Below are 22,769 nucleotides of genomic sequence, written 5' to 3' on the forward strand. Positions count from 1 at the left end.
CTTGCAGCGTCCCCCGCAACCGGACCCACCCCGCCTACCCACAGGTAACCCGCTTCTGCTTCGGCTGTTGCTGTTGCCTTGGTTCGTAGCAGGTGCAGGGCCGCAGGCCCTGCCGACCCACCCTATTCCTCGACCGGGAAATCCTCGATCGGCTTCAGCACATCGTAGTGCTCGCGATGCAGCTTGCCCTTCAGCTTCGGCAGCTCCGGCAACGGCGCATCCACCCGCGTATCCGGCAGCCGGTCCAGCAGGTTGCGCACCAGGGTCAGCCGGCCCAGCCGCTGGTCGTTGAAATCCACCAGCGTCCACGGCGCCGCCTCACGATGCGTCGCGCGCAGCATCGACTCGCGGGCCTCGGTGTAAGCGCTGTACTTGCTGCGCGATTTCAGGTCGACCGGGGAGAGCTTCCAGCCCTTCAGCGGATCGAGGTGGCGCTCGGCGAAGCGCTTTTCCTGCTGCTCCTGGTCCACGCACAGCCAGTACTTGAACAGCAGGATGCCGTCGTCCACCAGCAGCTGTTCGAACACCGGCGCCTGGTGCAGGAACTGCTGGTACTCGGTTTCGCTGCAATAGCCCATCACCCGCTCGACGCCTGCGCGGTTGTACCAGCTGCGGTCCATCAGCACGATCTCGCCGGCGGCCGGCAGGTGCGAGGCGTAGCGCTGGAAGTACCACTGCGTGGCTTCGCGGTCGGTGGGCTTGGGCAGCGCCACCACCCGGCATTGGCGCGGGTTGAGGTGCTGGCTGATGGCCTGGATCGCGCCGCCTTTGCCTGCGGTATCACGTCCCTCGAACAGCACCAGCAGGCGTTGCCCGCTGTGCTGCACCCAGCGCGCCATGGCGGTCAGTTCCAGCTGCAAAGGCAGCAGCAGTTCGTCGTAGTCCTTGCGCTTGAGCTTGGCCATCGTCACACCACGCGGGGAGGAATCCCGAGCGTAGCGCAGGGATCGCTCAGGCGATGTCGAGGCCCTGCCAGCCCTGTTCGCCCGCCAGATGCTGCAGCAGCGCCGAAAGGTCGTGGGCAAATCCGGCCATGTCGAACAGGCCGCTGTCTTCGTGTGCCTGTGCCAGTTCAGCGCGCAACGCCGCCAGTGCTGCCGGATCGTTGCCCAGCGCGCTGGCGGTGGCGATGAACCCGGCATCGTCGGCGACATTCATCCGTGCCAGCCCCAGATGGTGGTTGAGGCTGCCGGCCACGCGCGCGGCGAAGGTGTCGCCGGGGCAGGTCAGCACCGGGCAGCCGGCCCACAGTGCATCGGACGCGGTGGTGTGGGCGTTGTACGGATACGTGTCCAGGAACAGGTCGGCCAGCTGATATCGGGCCAGGTACTGCGGATGCGGCAGCTTGGCCATGAACACCAGGCGCGCCGGGTCCAGGCCTGCGGTCTGTGCGGCGGCACGCAGGCGCGCATCGGCCTGGCCGGGGCCGGACATCAGCCACAGCACGCTGCCGGGCACTGCCTGCAGAATGGCGAAGGCGCGGCCCATGCTGCGCGGGTTGAGCTTGTAGCTGTTGTTGAAGCAGCAGAACACCACGCCCTGTTCGGGCAGGCCGCAGTCGGCGCGGCTCGGCGCAGGCGCCAGCACGCGGGTGTTGTCCGACGGCTGGAAGGCGCGCGGCAGGCGCAGCACGCGTTCGCTGTAGTGCGGCTCCAGTGCGGGTGTCAGGGCGAAGGCATCGCCGATCACCGCATCCATCCACGGCGCGCCCGAGGTGCCCGGATAAGCCAGCCAGTTCAACTGCAGCGGGGCAGGGCGCATCGCCAGCACTTCCGGCGTGCCGCCGCCGCCCCAGCCGCGCAGGTCGAACAACAGGTCGATGCCCTGTGCGCGGATGCGCGCGGCAGTGTCTGCATGGCGCAGGCCAGCCACATCATGCAGCTGTGTGGCCGTCTGCAGGCGCTGGCGGATGCGGCTGCCGTCGTCGCGGTTCAACGCGAACAGATGCAGCTGCAACGCCGGGTCATGACGCAGCTGCTCGAACAGGGCCACGGTCAGCAGCCCGGTGGGATGGGCGCCAAAACCATTGGAAAGGAAACCGACGCGCAGGGGGCCGTGCGCGCGCACCTTCACGGCAGGAAGGGGACGTACCCCCGAAGCAACCACTGCGGCGCGTGCACGCGCGCAGGCCAGCTGTTCGGCCGCGCTGGCATCCTCGCTGAGGAACGCGAACGGTTCGACCACGCCTTGCCCGGTGGCCAGGGCGCCACGCACCTGTGTGGCCAGCGCATCCACGTCCTGCCAGTCGCAGAGGCGACGCTGCCAGGCCAGGCGCTGCGCGGCGATATAGGGTTCGTCCGGCATCAGCGCATGTGCACGGCGATAGGCCGCCGCCGCGCCTTCTGCATCATCGGCATCTTCCAGCGCATGGCCCAGCCACAACGCGATGCCGGGGTGCTGCGGGGCCAGCGCCGAGGCCTGGCCGAGCAGCTTCGCCGCGTCGGCATGCGCGCCGGCCATCCAGGCCACGCGACCCAACCGTGCCAGTGCTTCAGGGTGATTCGGGCGCAGCTGCAGGGCACGTCGCGCGGCCTGTTCGCCGGCAGCGATGTCGCCGGCTTCCAGTTCCACATCGGCCAGCATGACCCAGGCGACGAAGTCGCCGGGCTGGCGTGCAATCGCCTGTTGCAGGTGCTGTCGCTGCTGCCAGGCCGTCATCGTGCTCAGCCCGCCGACAGCTGGGCCAGGGCGTCGACCTGGTGCTCGTGGCTGAGCCGCTGCAGCAGCGGATCGAGGTCGCCGGCCAGTACGTTGGGCAGGTCGTACAGCGTCAGGCCTTCCACACGGTGGTCGGTGATCCGGCCCTGCGGGAAGTTGTAGGTGCGGATGCGCTGGCTGCGGTCGCCGCTGCCGACCTGCAGGCGCCGCGATTCGGCCTGCGCCGCGTCCTGGCGCTGGCGCTCGGCGTCCAGTAGTTGTGCTTTCAGGCGTTTCATCGCCTTGTCGCGGTTGGCGTGCTGGCTGCGCTCGGTCTGGCATTCCACCACCACGCCGGTCGGCACGTGGGTGATGCGGATGGCCGATTCGGTCTTGTTCACGTGCTGGCCGCCGGCACCGGACGAGCGGAACGTATCCACCTTCAGGTCGGCCGGGTTGATGACGATGTCATCGACCTCATCGGCCTCGGGAATGATCGCTACGGTGGCCGCCGAGGTGTGGATGCGGCCCTGCGATTCGGTGGCCGGCACGCGCTGCACGCGATGCGTACCCGATTCGAACTTCAGGCGCGAGAACGCGCCACGGCCGACCACGCGCGCCACCACTTCCTTGTAGCCGCCGTGCTCGCCCGGACTGTCCGATTCGATCTCGACCTTCCAGCCCTGGCGCTCGGCGTAGCGGGCGTACATGCGGAACAGGTCGCCTGCAAAGATCGCGGCCTCGTCGCCGCCGGTACCCGCGCGCACTTCCAGGAACAGGTTGCCTTCATCACGCGGGTCGCGCGGCACCAGCAGCAGCGCCAGCTCCTGCTCCAGTTCCTGCAGGCGCGCCTGTGCAGCAGCGATTTCCTCGTCGGCCAGCTCGCGCAGGTCGGGGTCGGTGCGCATGCCTTCGGCGGCTGCCAGATCAGCCTTGGCACGGGCTTCATCAGCCAGGGCGATGGCGATCGGTTCAAGTTGGGCGAATTCGCGCGAAAGGTCGCGGAAACGAGTGTTGTCGGCGACCACATCGGGTTCGGCGAGCAGGCGTTCCAGTTCTTCGCGGCGCTCGGCCAGCGCTTCCAGCTTACGGCGCAGGGTCGGCGTCATCGGGTCTCACGGGTGGGTGGCGGTAACCCGGCGTGGCCGGGAACAGGCGCTCGGCGGCGCGGGTCAGGTCGGCATCGCCACTCAGCGCGGCCGCACGCAGGGCGGCGGTCGGCGGATGCAGCAGGCGGTTGGTCAGGCCGTGGGCCAGCAGCTCCAGCACTTCATCGGCCGGCTTGCCGTTGGCCAGTTGCTGGCGTGCGCGCTCCAGCAGCTCGGCGCGGGTGGCTTCGCCGAACGCGCGCAGCTGCCGCAGCGGCGCCTGGTGGGCGCTGGCCTGCTGGGTCTCGACGAAGCGCGACACCTGCAGGTCGATGATCGCCTCGGCTTCGGCGGCGGCCTCGCGGCGGCCACGGCGGTTGTCTTCCACCGCGCGCTCGAGATCGTCCACGGTGTAGAGGAAGGCGTCGTTGAGCGTGCCGACCTCGGCCTCGATGTCGCGCGGTACGGCCAGGTCGAACAGCAGCATCGGCTTGTGCCGGCGCGCGCGCAGGGCCTTGGCCACCATCTCGCGATGGATCACCGGTTCGCGCGCAGCGGTGGCCGAGAACACCACGTCGGCCTCGCCCAGGTGGCGGTCCAGTTCGGTCAGCGGCAGGGCCACGCCGCCATGGCGGCTGGCAAGTTCCTGCGCGTGGGCGAGGGTGCGGTTGGCGATCAGCAGCCGGCGTACCTTGCCTTCGCTCAGGTGCCGTGCAGCCAGTTCGATGGTCTCGCCGGCACCGACCAGCAGCACGGTGGAATCGTCCAGCCGGGCGAACGCGTTCTGCGCCAGGCGCACCGCGGCCGACGCCACCGATACCGGGTTGGCGCCGACCTGGGTATCGGTGCGCGCACGCTTGGCCACCGAGAAGGTCTGCTGGAACAAGCGGTCCAGGCGCTGGCCGAGCAGGCCGTGGTCGCGCGCGGTCGACCAGGCATCCTTCACCTGGCCGAGGATCTGCGGCTCACCCAGCACCATCGAGTCCAGGCCGGTGGCGACCCGGAACAGGTGGCGCACGGCCTCGGCATCGGCGTGCTGGTACAGGTAGCCCTGCAGGTCGCCGGCCTGGGTGTGCAGCCACTGGTCCAGCGCCTGTGCCGAATCGGCCACGGCATACAGCTCGGTGCGGTTGCAGGTGGACAGCAGCACCGCCTCGGCGATCTGCGGGGTATCGCGCAGCGAACCGAGCGCGCGCGGCAACGCCTCACCGGCGAAGGCCGCGCGCTCGCGCAGCTCCACCGGTGCGGTCTGGTGATTCAGTCCGAGCACCCACAGGGTCATTGTTCAGTTGCTTGCGATAAGCTGCTGGCCATTGGACGACATTTTAAGGCCCCGATGCCGACGATGCCCGCATTGATTCGCATCCCCAGTGTTCTGCTGCTGTCCCTGGCCTGCAGCCAGGCCCTGGCGGCGGTGCCGGCCAAGGCCCCTGTAAGGGCCCCGGCCACTGAGGAACTGGCGCTGGAGCCGGTGATGGCTGGTGAGTTCGCCCTGCAGGCCGGCAAGCTGGCTGAGGCCGCGCGCTGGTACCTGCAGGCGGCCCAGCAGACCGACGGCGACGCCGGCCTGGCCGAGCGTGCGACCCGCATTTCCATGCTCGCCAACGATGATGCCAGCGCCGCCAAGGGCCTGGCCCTGTGGCAACAGCGGGCCCCGCGCTCATTGACCATGCGCAGTGCGGCCGGTGCGCTGGCCATGCGCCAGGGCGATGTGAAGGCTGCCCGCACCGAACTGCAGGGCCTGCTGGCCGACTCCGACGAGCGCGGTTGGAAGTTTGCCCTGGCCGCCCTGATCGGTGGGGGGCGCGATCCGGCGGTGCCCGCGCAGGTGCTGGGTGAGCTGGTCGACGCCAACGCCATTCCACCGAAGATCGAAGCCTGGCAGGAGTTCGGCCGCCTCGCCCTGCGCATGGACAAGCCCGAACTGGCGCGGCGCATGATCGATGAAGTGGTCAAGCGCTTCCCTGAAGAACCGCGTGTGGCGTTGCTGCGTGCCAGCCAGCTGCAGCAGGCCGGGGAGACCGGCAAGGCGCTGTCGCTGCTGCACGATGTGGAGCCTAAGACCCGCCAGGACCCGGAACTGCGCAATGCGGTGGCCATTGCCTACGACAGCCTCGGCCAGCCGTCCGCGGCCGAGCGCGTGCTGGCCTTCGGCCCGCAGGACGTGCAGACCTGGGGCATGCGCGCTTCGCTGCTGGCCAAGCAGGGCGACAAGGCGGCGCTGTCCAACCTCTACAACGAACTGTCGCGGCAGGCGGCCAAGCCGGACCCGGCGCAGCGCCTGCTGCTGGGCAAGATCGCCGAGTACCTGAAGCGTTATCCCGAGGCGGTGCAGTGGTATCACAGCGTGCCCGGCGGCGATGAGCTGAGCGAAGCGCGCCTGCGTGCGGCCAACGCCCAGGCCCTGGCCGGGCGCCTGCCGCTGGCGCTGGATGAAGTGCACGCGATCCAGTCCGATGCGGTGGTCGACGACGATGTCCGCCGCGACGCCTACCTGCTGGAAGCGGAACTGCGCCAGCGCGCCGACGACAGTTCCGGTGAACTGGATGCGCTGGCCCGCGGCCTGGCCGCTTATCCGGATGACAACGGCCTGCTGTACGCCCGTGCGCTCACCTGGGAACGCCGCGACGACATCCCGCGCGCCGAGGCCGATCTGCGCAAGATCCTGGTGACCGATCCGGAGAACGTGCCGGCTTTGAACGCGCTGGGTTACACCCTGGCCGATCGCACCGGCCGCCTGCAGGAAGCACTGGAGCTGATCGACCGCGCCCGCGTGGCTGAGCCGGACAACGCCGCCATCGTCGACAGCTATGGCTGGGTGCTGTATCGCCTGGGCCGCAAGGAAGAGGCGCTGGTGCAGCTGCGTCGTGCCTGGACCCTGGCCAAGGACCCGGAGATCGCCGCCCATGTCGGCGAAGTGCTGTGGGTGCTGGGCAAGCATGACGAGGCCCGCCACTTCTTTGAAGAAGCGGCCAAGCTCGATCCTGAAAACCGCGCGCTGCTGCGCGCCCGCGAGAAATTCAATCCATGAGTGTTTCCCTGATCCGGCCGCTGCTGTTGGCGGCCGTGACCCTGGCGGTGACCGCCTGTACCAGCGTGGGCACGCAGAAGACCCCGGCGCCGGCGGTGGTCGAGGTTGTTTCGGCCGAAGCGGCGCAGGCGGAGGCGGCGCGCGTGGCCGCGCTGCAGGCACAGTCGGACTGGGCCTTCCAGGGCCGGGTCGCGGTCAGCAAGGGCAAGGATGGCGGCAGCGGTCGCATCGACTGGAAGCAGGAAGGGCGCCGCTATGTGGTCGAGCTGAGCGCGCCGGTGACCCGGCAGAGCTGGAAGCTGACCGGCGATACCCATTCCGAAGCCGGTCGCCTTGAGGGACTGGCCGGCGGGCCGCGTGACGGCGAGGACGCCCAGCAGCTGCTGCTGGAGGCGACCGGCTGGGACATCCCGGTCAACCAGCTGCCGCAGTGGATCCGTGGCCTGGTGGCCGGCGATGCTGCCGGTCCGGAGAAGGTCGAGCGCGACGGTGAAGGCCGGCCGCGTCGCATGCAGCAGATGGGCTGGCAGGTGCAGTACCTGGACTGGTACCCGGCCGAGGCCGGGCGCCCGGCGCTGCCGCGCCGGATCGAGGCCAGCAATGGCGACGCCAAGGTGCGCCTGCTGGTGGACCAGTGGGGGCAGGGCGCCCCATGAGCGCCGGGCACGATGACGCGGGCTGGTCCTGGTGGCCGGCCCCGGCCAAGCTGAACCTGTTCCTGCACATCACCGGCCGCCGCGCCGACGGCTACCACGAGCTGCAGACCGTGTTCCGCCTGCTGGACTGGGGCGACCGCATTGGCCTGCGCCTGCGTGAAGACGGGCAGGTGCGTCGTGAGGGCGAGGGGCTGGCCGGCGTTGCCGAGGCGGATGATCTGGCGGTCCGCGCCGCGCGGCTTCTGAAAGACGTGGCCAATAGCGCGCAAGGTGCCGACATCATCGTCGAAAAGCACGTTTCTGCCGGCGGTGGCTTTGGCGGCGGTTCCTCCGATGCCGCCACCGTGCTGGTGGTGCTGAACCGGCTCTGGCGGGCCGGTCTGGATGAGGACGCGCTTGCTGCGTTGGGCCTGCGCCTGGGCGCAGACGTGCCGGTGTTCGTGCGCGGGCGCAATGCCTGGGCCGAAGGGGTGGGCGAACGCCTGCAGCCCATCGTGTTGGAACCGGCCTGGTATGTGGTGGTTGAACCGGGCGTTCATGTTCCCACCCCGGCCCTGTTCGCAGACCCGGATTTGACGCGCGACAGCCCAGTGGCGAAAATAGAGGACTTCGCTTCCGGGACCCTGGTCGGGAACGCGTTCGAACCGGTGCTGCGCCGCCGTGAGCCTGCCGTCGAGGCAGCGTTCGCCGCGTTGAGCGATATCGGCACGGCGCGGCTGACCGGTTCGGGAAGTGGTTGTTTCGTCGAGTTCGCATCGCAGTCTGCCGCAGAGCAGGGACGGTCGAAGTTGCCGAAGGAGTTGCGGGCAAGGGTGGCAGCGGGCGTTGCGCGTTCGCCATTGCTGGATGCACTCGAGCAACACTGATTTATCAATGCAGGGGCGTCGCCAAGAGGCCCAAGGCACCAGGTTTTGATCCTGGCATTCGTAGGTTCGAATCCTACCGCCCCTGCCAATAGCGGCTGTGTCCGCGCCTTCCAGCGCATCGCCCGCGCGGGACGTGGAAACAACCGCGGTGTTGTCAGCAGCAAGGGTCCATCAGGGTCCTTGCCGACTCCGGATCCCCGCCACTCGTCCCCGCCCGAGACAATCATGATGCAAGAGTCCCCGAACCTGCTGGTCTTTTCCGGCAACGCCAACAAACGTCTGGCGCAGAATATCTGCAAGGAACTGGGGGTTCGCCCGGGCAAGGCGCTGGTCTCGCACTTCTCTGATGGCGAAGTGCAGGTGGAGATCGAAGAGAACGTCCGCAAGCAGGACGTGTTCGTGATCCAGCCGACCTGCGCGCCGAGCGCGGAAAACCTGATGGAACTGCTGGTGCTGATCGACGCGCTCAAGCGCGCATCGGTGGCCAGCGTGACCGCCGTGGTGCCGTACTTCGGCTACTCGCGCCAGGATCGCCGCATGCGTTCCTCGCGCGTGCCGATCACCGCCAAGCTGGCGGCGAAGATGTTCAGCACCGCTGGCGCTGATCGCGTGCTGACCGTCGACCTGCACGCTGACCAGATCCAGGGCTTCTTCGATATTCCGGTGGACAACGTGTATGCGTCCCCGCTGCTGCTGGCCGACATCTGGCGCGCCTACGGCACCGAGAACCTGATCGTTGTGTCGCCGGACGTGGGCGGCGTGGTCCGCGCCCGTGCGGTGGCCAAGCGCCTGGATGATGCCGACCTGGCGATCATCGACAAGCGCCGCCCGCGCGCCAACGTCTCCACCGTGATGAACATCATCGGTGACGTCGAAGGCAAGACCTGCGTGATGGTCGATGACATCGTCGACACCGCCGGCACCCTGTGCGCCGCTGCCGCTGCCCTGAAGGCGCGCGGTGCGCTCAAGGTCGCTGCCTACTGCACCCACGCGGTGCTGTCGGGCCCGGCAGTGGACAACATCACCAATTCCCAGCTCGACGAGCTGGTGGTGACCGACACCATCCCGCTGAAGGACGCCGCGCGGGTGTGCAGCAAGATCCGCCAGCTGAGCGTGGCGGAAATGCTGGCCGAAACGATGCGCCGCATCGCCTTCGGTGAGTCGGTCAGCTCGCTGTACGTCGACTGAGTTTTTCGTCCCTGCCGGCAACGGCAGGGACATACCCCGGGTGCTTCTGGTCGCGGAAGCATCTTCAACCGCCACGCCGCAGGGCGCGGCAACAACCTGAGTAGTCGAAAATGTCGAAGACCCATGAAATCAAGGTCACCAAGCGTGAACTGCAGCGTAAGGGTGCGAGCCGCCGCCTGCGTCACGCCGGTGTGATCCCGGCCATCGTGTACGGCGGCAACGCCGAGCCGGTCGCCATCAGCCTGGACCACAACGAAATCTGGCTGGCCCAGCAGAACGAGTGGTTCTATGCCTCGATCCTGGACCTGAACCTGGACGGCCAGGTGCAGAAGGTCCTGCTGCGTGACATGCAGCGCCACCCGTACAAGCAGCTGATCATGCACCTGGACTTCCAGCGCGTGAACGAGAACGAAGCCCTGACCGCTTCGGTCCCGCTGCACTTCGTCAACGAAGACACCTCGCCGGCCGGCAAGGCTGCCGACGTCGTGGTCACCCACGAACTGAAGGAAGTGACCATCACCTGCCTGCCGAAGGACCTGCCGGAGTCGATCGAAGTCGACCTGGGCGAGCTGAAGGCCGGTGACGTGGTGTACCTGTCCAACATCAAGCTGCCGAAGGGCGTGGAAATCCCGGCCCTGGCGCTGGGCAAGGACCACGACGACGCCATCGTCACCGCCAAGGCCGGCAAGGCCGACGAGGCTGACGAAGAAGCGGCTGCCGCCGAGTAATACCGTTACGGTGCCTGCCTCCGGGCAGGCACCGTACTGGAAGGAACCATGGCAGGACTGCGACTGATCGTCGGTCTGGGCAACCCCGGATCGGAACACGCCCGGACCCGGCACAATGCCGGGTTTCATTTCGTTGAGGCCCTGGCGGAAAAAGCCGGTGCGCGATGGAATGTGGACAGCAAGCTGTTCGGCGAGACCGCCAAGGTCGAGATCGCCGGGCAGACGGTGTGGCTGCTCAAGCCCGCCACCTTCATGAACCTCAGTGGCAAGTCGGTCACCGCCGCGCAGCGGTTCTGGAAGATCGAGCCGGAAGAGACCCTGCTGGCCCATGACGAACTGGACTTGGCGCCCGGTGTGGCGCGGCTGAAGTTCGACGGTGGCCACGGTGGCCAGAACGGCCTGCGTGACACCATCCGCCTGCTCGGTCACGGCAAGTTCCATCGCCTGCGCGTGGGCATCGGCCATCCCGGCCACAAGGACCGCGTGGTGGGTTGGGTGCTCGGCCGCCCGTCCAAGGACGACGACGTGCTGATCGCGCGCGCCATCGACGATGCGATCGACGTCATGCCGCTGGCGGTACAGGGCGATTTCAGCGAAGCGATGAAGCGCCTGCACACTCCGCGCTGACCATGACCGACCCGCGTACTCCCTGCACCGTGTGTGGCGCCATGATCCTGCTGGCGACGGCGGCCCGGAACGATGGGCTCTGCATGCCGTGCCGGAATGGCACGCGGCAAAGCATGGAAATGGCGAAGACGCGAGATCGGGAGGTTCGCGAGGAGCGCAAGCGCTTCGGGGAATCAGCAGAGGGGCGGCATTGGCATTGGTTGATCGAACAAGTCCACGGGAACGGTTGTGGATTTTCCGGATTGTCAGTGCAGGATCAGCGCTACTTTGCGATCAACGCGCTCATCAATGATGTCTATCGCGGAGGGCTTGATGCCTATTTCCAAAATTCTGCTGGCGGCTACATCGCGGAAGCGCTTGCAGGGCTTGGGGAGATGCAGCAGTTTGACGTGCGAGACATCGTGCTCGCGGCCCAGCAGCTACTGTTTGGCAATGAGGCCATGGAAGATCATCATGCGCAGAGACGCCTGCAGATCTATCGTGCCGACGGGTATCTCGACGATGAAGTCGAAACAGCACTTGATGCGCTGGATGGGCGATTCTATGCACTGGTCGACGACGGCCAGCTTGAAGAACTGCTGAAAGCGTACGCAGAACGTCACAGGTTGTACGCCGCGTTCTAGCGCGGGCTACTGGAAGGACGATTGGGGATTGAGGGCATGCCCGCAGGCGAGCCTTGAATCCCGAATAATCCACTTACACTCAAACCCGGATTCAAACCATGGGTATCAAATGCGGCATCGTCGGCCTGCCCAACGTCGGCAAGTCGACCCTGTTCAATGCGCTGACCAAGGCGGGTATCGCCGCGGCGAACTTCCCGTTCTGTACCATCGAGCCGAACGTCGGCATCGTGCCGGTGCCGGATCCGCGCCTGAACGAGCTGGCAGCGATCATCAACCCGCAGAAGGTCATCCCGACCGCGGTCGAGTTCGTCGACATCGCCGGCCTGGTGGCCGGTGCCGCCAGCGGTGAGGGCCTGGGCAACAAGTTCCTGGCGCACATCCGCGAAGTCGATGCGATCACCCACGTGGTGCGCTGCTTCGAGCACGGCGACATCGTGCACGTGGCCGGCAAGGTCGATCCGATCTCGGACATCGAAACCATCGACACCGAGCTGGCGCTGGCCGACCTGGACAGTGTCGAGAAGGCGCTGAACCGTGCCGAGCGTGCGGCCAAGGGCGGCGACAAGGACGCAGCGGCGCGCAAGCCGGTGCTGGCCAAGCTGCAGGCGGCGCTGTCGGATGGCAAGGCTGGCCGTTCGGTGGGCCTGGACGACGAAGAGAAGGCGCTGGTCCGTGACCTGTTCCTGCTGACCCTGAAGCCGGTGATGTACATCGCCAACGTGCTGGAAGACGGTTTCGAGAACAACCCGCACCTGGAAGCCGTGCGCGCGCATGCCGCCGCCGAAGGCGCGCAGGTGGTGCCGGTGTCGGCCGCGATCGAAGAAGAGCTGTCCCAGCTCGACGACGAAGACCGCGATACCTTCCTGGCGGACCTGGGCCTGAGCGAGCCGGGCCTGAACCGCGTGATCAACGCGGCCTACAGCCTGCTGGGCCTGCAGACCTACTTCACCGCAGGCGTGAAGGAAGTCCGCGCGTGGACCGTGCGCAAGGGCGCCACCGCTCCGCAGGCTGCCGCGGTCATCCACACCGACTTCGAGAAGGGCTTCATCCGCGCCGAAACCATCGCGTATGACGACTTCATCAAGTACAAGGGCGAAGCCGGTGCCAAGGAAGCCGGTCGCCTGCGCCTGGAAGGCAAGGAGTACCGCGTGCAGGAGGGCGACATCCTGCACTTCCGCTTCAACGTCTGATCCCATCGCACGTTGATGCTACGCAAACGCCCCGCCCCGAGCGGGGCGTTTGCGTTTCCGGGGTGGATAAAAAAACGCCACGCTGCGAAACGCTTGCGGCGTGACGTTCGCCGGCACTTGTCCACAGCAAACTCCCATCGCTTTCCACGCCTGGTGTGGAAAACCATGCGACGTCCTGTAGATCCGAGCCCTTGCTCGGCTGATGCCAGCCGGAGCCGAGCATGGGCTCGGCTCTACAGGTGCTTGCCCGCGCGACGTGGATAAAGTTTCACCATGCCTCGAAACCCCTGCGCTGCAAAGCTCGTGCCCACTTGTCCACACCTAGTTCCCACTGCTTTCCACGTCCGGTGTGGAAAACAATCGGGGACGTGGACAAAAAAACACCATGCGTGGAAACACCTGCGGTGCAATGTTCCCACCCACTTGTCCACACCTAGTTCCCATCGCTTTCCACGTGGGGTGTGGAAAACCCGAGCCAGCGCCGCAAACAACAAGGCCCGCCAATGGCGGGCCCCGTCGTCCACGTCCTGCGTAACCGCGCTTACAATGCGCTGCCACCGAACTTGTGGGTGTACTGCAGGTTGATGGTGCGGCCGACGCTGTCGAACCAGGACACGTCGTAATACGGATACGCGGTGTAGGTGGCGTCCTTCGGCGGCATCTTGTTGAAGACGTTCACCACCGACAGCGACAGGCGCGCGTGGTCGTCGAAGCGGTACTGCAGCGACGCGTTGTAGCGGTAGGTCGCCTTGATGTACGGGCTGTCACCGCTGTCCCACTTGAATACCTGGTCGTAGCTGTCCGAGGTCGGCAGCTTGCCCAGGCGCGAACCATAGACCGTGGCCGACCACGCCTCCTTCTCCCAGGTCACGCTCAGGCTGGTCTTGGTACGCGGGATGTCGAAGTTGCTGTTGACCGCGAACTGGTCCTGGATCGGATCACCGGGGTAGCGCTGGAAATCGTGCTTCTTCACCCAGGTGTGGGTGCCGTTGAGGATGAAATCACCAATGCCGGTCTGCAGGCGGTAGCGCAGTCCGACGTCGATGCCGGAGGTCGACTCGCGGGCGACGTTGATCGGGGCGACGCGCACGCCGTACAGGCGGCCATCACTGGTGCGGGTGATGCGGTCGAGCGCGTCCACGCAGGTCGGCGAGTTGATGTCGGCAGTACCCAGGCGGCAGTTCGCTTCACTGGCCAGTATCGTGCGCACGTCCATGTCCTGCACCTGCTTGCGCATGTCGATGTCGAACCAGTCCACCGACAGGTCCAGGCCGATCGCCGGCGACCAGACGAAGCCGGCGCTCCACGAGGTGCTGGTTTCCGGGTCGAGCTGACGGTTGCCGGTGCGGCTGCGGATCAGGTTGTGCTCGTAGTCGGAACAGTCGGCGGCATCGTCGGCGCGGCAGCTGTACAGGTCCACGGCGCTGGTCTCGTCGTTGCCCGGGCCGGCGAACACGTAGTGCAGATCCGGCGCGCGGAACGCGGTGCCATACGAACCACGTACCAGCAGGGTGTCGATCGGGCGCCATTCCAGGCCGCCGCTCCAGGTCGCCTTGCCGATGGTGTGGCCGGAATAGCGGTACTGGTCGTAGCGGCCGGCCACGCTCAGGTTGACCGTCTCGTGCAGCGGCATGCGCAGCTCGGCCGCCGTGGCCCAGCGGTTGCGCGAACCGTTGCCGTCCGAATCCTTCCAGCTGTAGTAGTAGTACTGGGTCGCCAGCGGATCGGGATTCAGCGAGTACGCCTGCTGGCCCACTTCCACGGTCGCGGCGAAGCCGGCGTCACCGCCCGGCAGGCCGAACAGCGCGGAATTGGTCAGCGTGAACGCGGCCGTCTCGGTCCGCGACTTCGGGGTGTAAGTGGTACGCGCCGCGATCGAGTCGTACTCGGCGCGGGTCAGTGGCCGGTACAGGCGTGACGGATCGGCGTTGTAGATCGGGAAACCGTCGTCGTCCACGCCCAGCTGCGGGCCCAGGAACAGGTCATTGGCCTTGGCGGCGATGATCTGTGCCCAGCTGATCCGCGACTGGTACTGCGAATGGCTCAATGCTGCCTCGTAGTCCCAGTTGCCGGCCAGATTGCCCTTGAAGCCGGTAGTCACGCTGAAGGTCTTCTGCGTGCTGCGCACCATCGCATTGCGCAGGCCACCCATTTCCTCGGGGGAGAACTGGCGCTGCCAGAACTCGATCTCGCCGGTGGCCTGGTTGTTGAAATAGCCCGACTCATCGCCATTGGCGTCCATGCGGCCCCACTTGGTGACGTCGCGCATCAGCGACATCGTGTGGTAGCCCAGCTGCACATCGGCGAACCACTGCTGGCCGTTGTCGAAGTCGTAGCTCAGCGAGGCGTAGCCATTGGCGCCGCGACGCTTGCTGAGGATGGTGCCGTAGCCGATCGAGCTGTCGCTGCCGCAGTAGTAGCCGTAGCGCGGGCGGTACGCGCGGTAGGTGCTGCCCTGGTTCTGCCCGGCCAGCGCTTCGCAGGTGGCCGTACCCGGATCCAGGTAGTCGTCGTTGTAGTCCGTGCGCAGGTAAGCGCGGCGGGCGATGCGCGAGCCCTCGGTGGGGCCGTCCTGAGTCGAATCCTGGATGTCGCGCTCGTACGCCCACAGCGGGCTCTGCGACTGCAGCTCGACGCTGTACACCGCGTTGAAATTGCCGCGGCTGAAACCGCTGGCCAGGCTCATGTCGAACGAGTCGCCACCGCCTTCGCTGGTGGTGCCCATGCGCATGTCGATCGTGGTGCCGTCGGCCTTCTTCTTCAGGATGAAGTTGACCACGCCGGCGATCGCGTCCGAGCCGTAGATGGCCGAGGCGCTGCCGGTCAGCACTTCGATGCGCTCGATCATCCCCAACGGGATGTTGGAGACATCGGTGAAGTTGCTGCGGCCCTTGAACGGCATCGGGAAGTCGGCGATGCGGCGGCCATTGACCAGCACCAGCGTGTGATTCGGGCCCAGGCCGCGCAGGTCCACCTGCTGGGCGCCCGGCGAGAAGTCAGCGCCACTGGAGGACTGCTGGCTCTGGGTCTCCCCCCCGTTCTGGGTCATCGCGCGCAGCACGTCCGGCACGGTGGTAAAGCCGCTGGAGCGGATCTGCTCGGCGCTGATCACCGTGATCGGGGCGGGGCCTTCGACCTGGGCGCGCGGAATGCGCGAACCGGTGACCTGCACCGCGTCCAGTTGTTGCACCGAAGAGGAAGCCGGTGCCTGGGCCGCCGCGGAAGCAGCCACGCCCATCAACGCCAGCTGGATCGACCACGCCATCGCCTTTCTACGCATGAGGAATTCTCGGAAATGAAGCCGGCCCGCAGAGGAGGGGCCCTGTCCCCCATTCAGATTTCCGGAATGGGCGCGCGCATTTAACGCCTTTTTCATGCCCTTGACTACTGGATCCCTATCTGGCAAAGAGTGAAAACGCTTGCAAGTCGATTTTGTTCAGGGAGATCAAGATGCGACGCCTCCATCGGACCCTGCGTGCCCCCTTCGCCTGGCTGGCGCTGCTGGTGTTGGCCGTGCCGTTGGCCGCCCTTGCGCAGGACCTGCAGGGCCCGGGCTTCGCCTACTACGAAGCCGGGGATCTCGACGCACCCCGGCCCGGTCCGCGCGCGCCGGCCATGATGCTGATGGGCGGTGGCGAATGGGTGCCGGACGCCTTCCATTGGTGGCTGAAGCAGGCTGGCAATGGCCGCGTGCTGATCCTGCGCGCTTCTGGCAGTGACGAACTGCAGGACCGCCTGTATCGCGAGATCGGCGGGGCCACCGCAGTGCAGACGCTGGTGTTCGACAATCGCCGTGGTGCCGATGATCCCGCGGTGCTGCGCGTGGTGGCTGCAGCCGATGCCATCTTCATCGCCGGCGGCGACCAGTCCCGCTACATCCGCTTCTGGAAGGGCACCGCGCTCAACCGCGCGCTCAACGCCCATGTGCGCGCCGGCAAGCCGATTGCCGGTACCAGCGCTGGGCTCGCCATCCTCGGTGGCTATGCCTACGGCGCGATGGACGGCGGCAGCATCACCTCCGCCGGTGCGCTGGCCGACCCGATGGGCAGTGCGGTGACCATGGACAGTGGCTTCCTGCAGATGCCCTACCTGCAGCGCGTGGTCACCGACACCCACTTCGACAAGCGCGATCGGCTCGGCCGCCTGATCGTGTTCGTGGCGCGCGCTGCCCAGGACAGTGGCAACCCCGACATCGTCGGCATCGGCGTCGACGAAGACACTGCCCTGTGCGTGGAGCCCGATGGCCAGGCACAGGTCTACAGTGCTGACGGCGAGGGCAAGGTCTGGGTGGTCAGCCCCGGCCGCGATGCCGACCGCCTGGTCGAAGGTGAGCCGCTGCGCTTCCACGCGGTGCCGGTAACGGTGGTCGCCAGCGGCGGCCGCATGCGCCTGGATGACTTCCAGGCCGAGGCCGACTACCAGGCCGTGGCCGACGTCAGCGACGGCGAGATCGAAGTCATCCGCCAGTGACCCGGCGATCCTGTGGCCACGCATGGGATGCTGTAGAGCCGAGCCCGCGCTCGGCTGCCTTTCAACCGAGGCATCAGCCGAGCATGGGCTCGGCTCTACGATGATGCCTCCCTTGCCCACCTGCTGGAGACGTACCCGATGAAACTGCGCCTGGCGCTGTCCGCACTGTTGTCCCTGCCCACGCTTGTCCAGGCTGCACCGACGGCTTCGCCGCTGCTGGTCATCCACGGCGGCGCTGGCGTCGAGCGCAAGGACCTGTCGCCGGCCGAGGAAAAGGCCGCACGTGACGCGCTGCGGGCGGCCCTGTTGAAGGGGCATGCGGAGCTGGCAGCGGGTCGCCCCGCGCTGGCCGCTGTCACCGCCGCGATCACCGTGCTGGAGGACGATCCCACCTTCAACGCCGGCAAGGGCGCGGTGTTCACCCACGACGGCCACAACGAGCTGGATGCGGCCGTCATGGACGGCGCGAACCAGGCGGCGGGCGCGGTGGCGGGCGTGCAGCGGGTGCGCAACCCGATCCTGCTGGCGCAGACCGTGATGCAGAAGTCCAGGCATGTGATGATGGTCGGGCAGGGCGCCGAAGCCTTCGCGGTCGAGCAGGGCATTTCTCTGGTCGATCCCTCCTATTTCCGTACGGAAAAGCGCTGGCAGCAGCTGCAGCGTGCACTGAAGGAAGAGGCCGGCGGCCAGGCGCATGCCGATCTGGAGACCGCAAAGCACTTCGGGACCGTTGGTGCAGTCGCATTGGATGCACAGGGGCACCTGGCCGCTGGTACCTCCACCGGTGGCATGACCAACAAGCGCTATGGGCGCGTGGGTGATTCGCCGATCATCGGCGCCGGTACCTGGGCTGACGCGCGATGTGCGGTGTCTGGCACCGGCTGGGGCGAGTACTACATCCGTACTGCCGCCGCGCACGAGATCTGCGCGCGCATGCGTTACCAGGGGCAGAGCCCGGAGCAGGCCGGCAAAGGCGTGATCAACGAGACGATTCCGCAGATGGGCGGCGATGGCGGTGCGATCGTGCTCGGCGCAGATGGAAAAATGGCCACGCCGTTCAATACCCAGGGCATGTATCGGGGCTGGATTGGCGGCGACGGTGTCCCTCATGTCGCAATTTTCGCCAGCGAGACCCTGCCGCTCCCCGGGCAATAACCTTGCGTATCAATGGGTTTGCGACAGCGTGTGAAAAAAGTGGAAAAAAGCGTTGACAGCCCCCCGTCCCATCAGCAGAATAAGCGGCTCACCACCACACACCGCAACGCTTCGGCGGCAACGGAATGGGGTGGTAAGGAGGGATACCCAAGCGGCCAACGGGGGCAGACTGTAAATCTGCTGGCTTACGCCTTCGGTGGTTCGAATCCACCTCCCTCCACCAGTTTCACGTTGTGACATTCCCGGCGCGGGAGTAGTTCAATGGTAGAACCTCAGCCTTCCAAGCTGATGGTGCGGGTTCGATTCCCGTCTCCCGCTCCATTGAATGAACTTTGAATATTATCGAGTTCATGTCATAATGCAAAACTCGGCTCACGTAGCTCAGTCGGTAGAGCACTTCCTTGGTAAGGAAGAGGTCGAAGGTTCGATTCCTTTCGTGAGCACCATCTTAAGCATCACCTCTCAGACGAATTCGAGATAAGCAGCCATGGCCAAGGGTAAGTTCGAGCGCACCAAGCCGCACGTCAATGTCGGCACCATCGGTCACGTCGACCACGGCAAGACCACGCTGACCGCCGCACTGACCAAGATCGGTGCCGAGCGCTTCGGTGGCGAGTTCAAGGACTACTCCTCGATCGACGCCGCGCCGGAAGAAAAGGCTCGTGGTATCACGATCTCGACCGCGCACGTCGAATACGAATCCCCGATCCGTCACTACGCCCACGTTGACTGCCCGGGCCACGCTGACTACGTCAAGAACATGATCACCGGTGCCGCCCAGATGGATGGCGCGATCCTGGTGTGCTCGGCCGCTGACGGCCCGATGCCGCAGACCCGCGAGCACATCCTGCTGTCGCGTCAGGTCGGCGTGCCGTACATCGTCGTGTTCCTGAACAAGGCCGACATGGTTGACGACGCCGAGCTGCTCGAGCTGGTCGAGATGGAAGTGCGTGAACTGCTGAGCAAGTACGAGTTCCCGGGCGACGACACCCCGATCATCGCCGGTTCGGCCCGCCTGGCGCTGGAAGGCGACCAGAGCGACATTGGCGTGCCGGCCATCCTGAAGCTGGTCGATGCCCTGGACAGCTGGATTCCGGAGCCGGAGCGTGCGATCGACAAGCCGTTCCTGATGCCGGTGGAAGACGTGTTCTCGATCTCGGGTCGTGGCACCGTGGTGACCGGCCGTATCGAGCGCGGCGTGATCAAGGTCGGCGACGAAATCGAAATCGTCGGCATCCGTCCGGTGCAGAAGACCACCGTGACCGGCGTTGAAATGTTCCGCAAGCTGCTGGACCAGGGTCAGGCAGGCGACAACGCTGGCCTGCTGCTGCGCGGCACCAAGCGTGACGACGTCGAGCGTGGCCAGGTCCTGGCCAAGCCGGGCACGATCAAGCCGCACACCAAGTTCGAAGGCGAAGTCTACGTCCTGTCGAAGGACGAAGGCGGCCGTCACACCCCGTTCTTCAACGGCTACCGTCCGCAGTTCTACTTCCGCACCACCGACATCACCGGCGCAGCTGCACTGCCGGAAGGCGTCGAAATGGTGATGCCGGGTGACAACGTCAAGATGGTCGTCACCCTGATCAACCCGGTGGCAATGGACGAAGGTCTGCGCTTCGCCATCCGCGAAGGTGGCCGTACCGTCGGCGCCGGCGTGGTCTCGAAGATCATCGAGTAAGCCTGCAGTGCCGGTGGTTGCATAGCGCCGCCGGTTACGCGAATGGCGGGCCGGGAACCTCGGTCCGCCTTCGCCGTCTAAGGGAAGGCAAGTTTCAATACGTACGCCAGTAGCTCAATTGGCAGAGCAGCGGTCTCCAAAACCGCAGGTTGGGGGTTCGAGTCCCTCCTGGCGTGCCATCTGCCCACCTTATCCAGCGGCCTGGGCCGCTAAAGCAGACACAGCCGGATGAATAGCAAGATCGAACACTCCAAGGACAACTCCGCCAATGGCGGGGATATCGTCAAGTACGTCGCCGCATCGCTGCTGGTGCTGGCTGGTCTGTTCGTCTGGTTCTGGTTCTCCGCCGACTCCGGTCGCGCCACCCAGCTGGGTGCGTGGGCGGGTCAGCTGCGTGCGTTGGCGGTTGTAGTCGGTCTGGTTGGCGGTATCGGCGTGTTCATGCTGACCGGCAAGGGGCGCGACACCCGCGAATTCCTCTCCGAGTCGCGCTTCGAACTGCGCAAGGTGGTCTGGCCGACGCGCCAGGAAGCCATCCGCATGACCTGGGTCGTGATGGTGGTGGTAACCATTCTCAGCCTGCTGCTGGGTGGGTTCGATTACGTCATTCAGTGGCTGATTCAGCTGTTCCTGAGCCGCTAAGGAGAATTGCATGAAGCGTTGGTACGTCGTTCACGCCTATTCGGGCTTCGAGAAGTCGGTGGCGCAGGCTCTGCGCGATCGCATCGTCCGTGACGGCATGGAAGAGCGCTTCGGCGATGTCCTGGTCCCGACCGAAGAAGTGGTCGAGATGCGCGCTGGCCAGAAGCGCCGCTCCGAGCGCAAGTTCTTCCCGGGTTACGTGCTGGTCCAGATCGAGACCCACGAAGAAGCCGGTATTCCGCGCATCGACAACGAAAGCTGGCACCTGGTCAAGGAAACCCCGCGCGTCATGGGCTTCATCGGCGGCACGGCCGACCGTCCGCTGCCGATCGCCGATTCCGAGGCCGAAGCCATCCTGAACCGCGTTCAGGAAGGCGTCGAGAAGCCGCGTCCGAAGGTGCTGTTCGAGCCGGGCCAGATGGTCCGCGTCACCGACGGCCCGTTCAACGATTTCAATGGCGTCGTCGAAGAGGTCAACTACGAGAAGAGCCGTCTGCGCGTCTCGGTGCTGATCTTCGGCCGTGCCACTCCGGTCGAACTCGAGTTCGGCCAGGTCGAAAAGGCCGTCTGATCCAGTCGTAGAGTCGAGCCATGCTCGACTCCGGACAAGAAACCGGGCTTGGCCCGGTTTCTCTCGTTTACGTGCCGCTTCAGGCATGTGAAGAAAAAACCTGATATAGTGCGCGGCTCCCCGCTGGGAAGCCAGCAGGACGAGGCCGCCGCAAGGTGGCCTTCAGCATGATTTCAAAACGCGATGCCGGGACGCGTGATTCCCGGTCCGATGGGGAGCCTGTTGTCGAAAGGCGCTAGCACCCGGAGAGTACTCACATGGCAAAGAAAGTTGTCGGTTACATCAAGCTGCAGGTGAAGGCCGGTCAGGCCAACCCCTCGCCGCCGGTCGGTCCTGCGCTGGGTCAGCGCGGTCTGAACATCATGGAATTCTGCAAGGCGTTCAACGCTGCCACGCAGAAGCTCGAGCCGGGCCTGCCGGTTCCGGTGATCATCACGGCCTACTCGGACCGTACGTTCACCTTCATCACCAAGAGCACCCCGGCCACCACCCTGCTGAAGAAGGCCGCTGGCATCTCGTCGGGCTCCAAGCGCCCGAACACCGAGAAGGTCGGCAAGGTCACCCGTAAGCAGCTGGAAGAGATCGCCAAGGCGAAGGAACCGGATCTGACTGCCGCCGATCTGGACGCCGCCGTGCGTACCATCGCTGGCTCTGCCCGTTCCATGGGCCTCGTGGTGGAGGGTTAATAAGATGGCACAGACCAAGCGTGAGAAGGCCATCAAGGCCGCCGTCGTTCCGGGTAAGGCATACGCCTTCGAGGACGCGATCAACATCCTGAAGAGCGCCACCAAGGCCAAGTTCGTCGAGTCGATCGACGTCGCTGTGCGCCTGGGCGTCGATGCGAAGAAGTCCGACCAGCAGGTCCGTGGCTCCACCGTGCTGCCGGCCGGTACCGGCAAGTCGGTCCGCGTCGCCGTGTTCGCTCCGGCCGGTGCCAAGGCTGACGAAGCCCTGGCCGCTGGCGCCGAAGCCGTCGGTATGGATGACCTGGCCGAGAAGATGCAGGCCGGCGATCTGAACTACGACGTCGTCATCGCGACCCCGGACGCCATGCGCGTCGTCGGTAAGCTGGGCACCGTGCTGGGCCCGCGCGGCCTGATGCCGAACCCGAAGGTCGGCACCGTTTCCCCGAACCCGGGTGAAGCCGTGAAGAACGCCAAGTCGGGTCAGGTCCGTTACCGCACCGACAAGGCCGGCATCATCCACTGCACCATCGGCAAGGCCGACTTCGCCGAAGACGCGCTGAAGTCGAACCTGACCGCGCTGCTGCTGGACCTGATCAAGGCCAAGCCGGCCACCTCGAAGGGCACCTACCTGCAGAAGGTTTCGGTCAGCTCGACGATGGGCCCGGGCGTCACCGTCGACCAGTCGTCGCTGACCCTGAAGTAATTGTTTCAAGCGGTCACGGTACCTTCGGTGCCGTGACCGTGACATTTGAAGGCATCGCTGGCAGTGCATCGCCCGCGGTAGCCGTCAAAGACCGCAGGCGCGGTCGTGGCAATACCGGCGACGGGCACGGAAGCTCGATCTGGCAAGGAGTCGCCGCCGGAGCAGTCATGAGCGCTTAATCGATTCCCCGGAATCACCCTGCGTAGATGGTGCCCTTCTGGAGTTTTTCT

At 65.9% G+C, this 22,769-nt stretch carries 20 protein-coding genes and 5 tRNA genes; 20 read left to right on the top strand and 5 right to left on the bottom strand.

Translation table 11 applies throughout. From position 1 onward, the window contains the following. Nucleotides 1-122 precede the first annotated feature (122 nt). Genes ppk2 through hemA form a run of 4 tightly spaced genes read right to left on the bottom strand, consistent with a single transcriptional unit; the run spans nucleotide 123 to nucleotide 5,007 of the window. Nucleotides 123-905 carry a polyphosphate kinase 2 gene (gene ppk2, locus G5A07_RS14010; protein WP_134959242.1) on the bottom strand — a complete coding sequence of 261 codons (783 nt, stop codon included), beginning with the start codon at nucleotides 903-905 and terminating at the stop codon, nucleotides 123-125. Between the two features lie 46 nt (nucleotides 906-951). Beyond that, nucleotides 952-2,658 (bottom strand): tetratricopeptide repeat protein, encoded by a 1,707-nt coding sequence (locus tag G5A07_RS14015; protein ID WP_049480235.1) that lies wholly within the window; start codon nucleotides 2,656-2,658, stop codon nucleotides 952-954. 5 nt (nucleotides 2,659-2,663) lie between these two features. Beyond that, nucleotides 2,664-3,746 carry a peptide chain release factor 1 gene (gene prfA / locus G5A07_RS14020; protein ID WP_191863476.1) on the bottom strand — a complete coding sequence of 361 codons (1,083 nt, stop codon included), beginning with the start codon at nucleotides 3,744-3,746 and terminating at the stop codon, nucleotides 2,664-2,666. Beyond that, nucleotides 3,724-5,007 carry a glutamyl-tRNA reductase gene (hemA, locus tag G5A07_RS14025; protein WP_010481752.1) on the bottom strand — a complete coding sequence of 428 codons (1,284 nt, stop codon included), beginning with the start codon at nucleotides 5,005-5,007 and terminating at the stop codon, nucleotides 3,724-3,726. The genes prfA and hemA overlap by 23 nt, the downstream gene beginning before the upstream one ends. A gap of 63 nt (nucleotides 5,008-5,070) precedes the next feature. On the opposite strand from hemA, the gene G5A07_RS14030 reads away from it, so the two are divergent. The 9 genes from G5A07_RS14030 to ychF all read left to right on the top strand — a co-directional run bounded on the left by G5A07_RS14030 (nucleotide 5,071) and on the right by ychF (nucleotide 12,634). Continuing rightward, nucleotides 5,071-6,756, top strand: coding sequence for a tetratricopeptide repeat protein (locus G5A07_RS14030; protein ID WP_177178908.1), 1,686 nt, complete (start codon nucleotides 5,071-5,073; stop codon nucleotides 6,754-6,756). Next, complete coding sequence (gene lolB / locus G5A07_RS14035; protein WP_043403178.1) at nucleotides 6,753-7,412, top strand: lipoprotein insertase outer membrane protein LolB; 660 nt, start codon at nucleotides 6,753-6,755, stop codon at nucleotides 7,410-7,412. Before G5A07_RS14030 ends, lolB begins: the two co-directional genes overlap by 4 nt. Then, on the top strand, nucleotides 7,409-8,278 hold the full coding sequence (gene ispE / locus G5A07_RS14040) for a 4-(cytidine 5'-diphospho)-2-C-methyl-D-erythritol kinase (protein ID WP_191863480.1): 870 nt from the start codon (nucleotides 7,409-7,411) through the stop codon (nucleotides 8,276-8,278). The genes lolB and ispE overlap by 4 nt, the downstream gene beginning before the upstream one ends. Before the next feature lie 11 nt (nucleotides 8,279-8,289). Further along, nucleotides 8,290-8,366, top strand: a tRNA-Gln gene (locus G5A07_RS14045). Between the two features lie 140 nt (nucleotides 8,367-8,506). After that, a complete protein-coding gene (locus tag G5A07_RS14050) occupies nucleotides 8,507-9,466 on the top strand; it encodes a ribose-phosphate diphosphokinase (RefSeq protein ID WP_005415400.1) in 960 nt (319 codons plus the stop codon). Between the two features lie 110 nt (nucleotides 9,467-9,576). Continuing rightward, nucleotides 9,577-10,194 carry a 50S ribosomal protein L25/general stress protein Ctc gene (locus tag G5A07_RS14055; RefSeq protein WP_010481743.1) on the top strand — a complete coding sequence of 206 codons (618 nt, stop codon included), beginning with the start codon at nucleotides 9,577-9,579 and terminating at the stop codon, nucleotides 10,192-10,194. Between the two features lie 48 nt (nucleotides 10,195-10,242). Then, entirely contained in the window at nucleotides 10,243-10,821 is a 579-nt protein-coding gene (gene pth / locus G5A07_RS14060) for an aminoacyl-tRNA hydrolase (protein ID WP_010481742.1), read from the top strand. A gap of 41 nt (nucleotides 10,822-10,862) precedes the next feature. Beyond that, entirely contained in the window at nucleotides 10,863-11,444 is a 582-nt protein-coding gene (locus tag G5A07_RS22500) for a DUF4375 domain-containing protein (RefSeq protein ID WP_241882898.1), read from the top strand. Nucleotides 11,445-11,542: 98 nt separating this feature from the next. Continuing rightward, nucleotides 11,543-12,634, top strand: coding sequence for a redox-regulated ATPase YchF (ychF, locus tag G5A07_RS14070; RefSeq protein ID WP_043403185.1), 1,092 nt, complete (start codon nucleotides 11,543-11,545; stop codon nucleotides 12,632-12,634). 541 nt (nucleotides 12,635-13,175) lie between these two features. Here the strand turns inward: ychF and G5A07_RS14075 are convergent. Then, the gene (locus G5A07_RS14075; RefSeq protein WP_100447776.1) at nucleotides 13,176-15,914 is read right to left on the bottom strand and encodes a TonB-dependent receptor; all 2,739 of its coding nucleotides are present in this window, start codon (nucleotides 15,912-15,914) and stop codon (nucleotides 13,176-13,178) included. 170 nt (nucleotides 15,915-16,084) lie between these two features. Between G5A07_RS14075 and G5A07_RS14080 the strand changes: the two genes are divergently transcribed. The 11 genes from G5A07_RS14080 to rplA all read left to right on the top strand — a co-directional run bounded on the left by G5A07_RS14080 (nucleotide 16,085) and on the right by rplA (nucleotide 22,539). Next, nucleotides 16,085-17,104, top strand: a complete 1,020-nt coding sequence (locus G5A07_RS14080; RefSeq protein ID WP_191863477.1) for a cyanophycinase — start codon at nucleotides 16,085-16,087, stop codon at nucleotides 17,102-17,104. Nucleotides 17,105-17,242: 138 nt separating this feature from the next. Continuing rightward, nucleotides 17,243-18,259: an isoaspartyl peptidase/L-asparaginase gene (locus G5A07_RS14085; RefSeq protein ID WP_191863478.1), complete on the top strand. Its 1,017-nt coding sequence runs from the start codon at nucleotides 17,243-17,245 to the stop codon at nucleotides 18,257-18,259. A 137-nt stretch (nucleotides 18,260-18,396) separates the two neighbouring features. Continuing rightward, a tRNA-Tyr gene (locus tag G5A07_RS14090) sits at nucleotides 18,397-18,482 on the top strand. Between the two features lie 24 nt (nucleotides 18,483-18,506). After that, nucleotides 18,507-18,580 (top strand) — tRNA-Gly (locus tag G5A07_RS14095). Between the two features lie 49 nt (nucleotides 18,581-18,629). Continuing rightward, nucleotides 18,630-18,705 (top strand) — tRNA-Thr (locus G5A07_RS14100). Between the two features lie 41 nt (nucleotides 18,706-18,746). Further along, complete coding sequence (gene tuf / locus G5A07_RS14105; protein ID WP_014036096.1) at nucleotides 18,747-19,937, top strand: elongation factor Tu; 1,191 nt, start codon at nucleotides 18,747-18,749, stop codon at nucleotides 19,935-19,937. A 103-nt stretch (nucleotides 19,938-20,040) separates the two neighbouring features. Next, nucleotides 20,041-20,116: transfer RNA gene (locus G5A07_RS14110), tRNA-Trp, on the top strand. Between the two features lie 49 nt (nucleotides 20,117-20,165). Next, a complete protein-coding gene (gene secE, locus G5A07_RS14115; protein ID WP_010480389.1) occupies nucleotides 20,166-20,579 on the top strand; it encodes a preprotein translocase subunit SecE in 414 nt (137 codons plus the stop codon). A gap of 10 nt (nucleotides 20,580-20,589) precedes the next feature. After that, nucleotides 20,590-21,150: a transcription termination/antitermination protein NusG gene (gene nusG, locus G5A07_RS14120; RefSeq protein ID WP_004154362.1), complete on the top strand. Its 561-nt coding sequence runs from the start codon at nucleotides 20,590-20,592 to the stop codon at nucleotides 21,148-21,150. A gap of 257 nt (nucleotides 21,151-21,407) precedes the next feature. Further along, nucleotides 21,408-21,836, top strand: a complete 429-nt coding sequence (gene rplK / locus G5A07_RS14125; RefSeq protein WP_004145248.1) for a 50S ribosomal protein L11 — start codon at nucleotides 21,408-21,410, stop codon at nucleotides 21,834-21,836. A 4-nt stretch (nucleotides 21,837-21,840) separates the two neighbouring features. Continuing rightward, the gene (gene rplA / locus G5A07_RS14130) at nucleotides 21,841-22,539 is read left to right on the top strand and encodes a 50S ribosomal protein L1 (protein ID WP_004154350.1); all 699 of its coding nucleotides are present in this window, start codon (nucleotides 21,841-21,843) and stop codon (nucleotides 22,537-22,539) included. Nucleotides 22,540-22,769: the final 230 nt, after the last annotated feature.

The sequence above is a fragment of the Stenotrophomonas sp. AS012628 genome (genome assembly GCF_010608305.1).
GTDB classification, from domain to species: Bacteria; Pseudomonadota; Gammaproteobacteria; order Xanthomonadales; family Xanthomonadaceae; genus Stenotrophomonas; species Stenotrophomonas geniculata.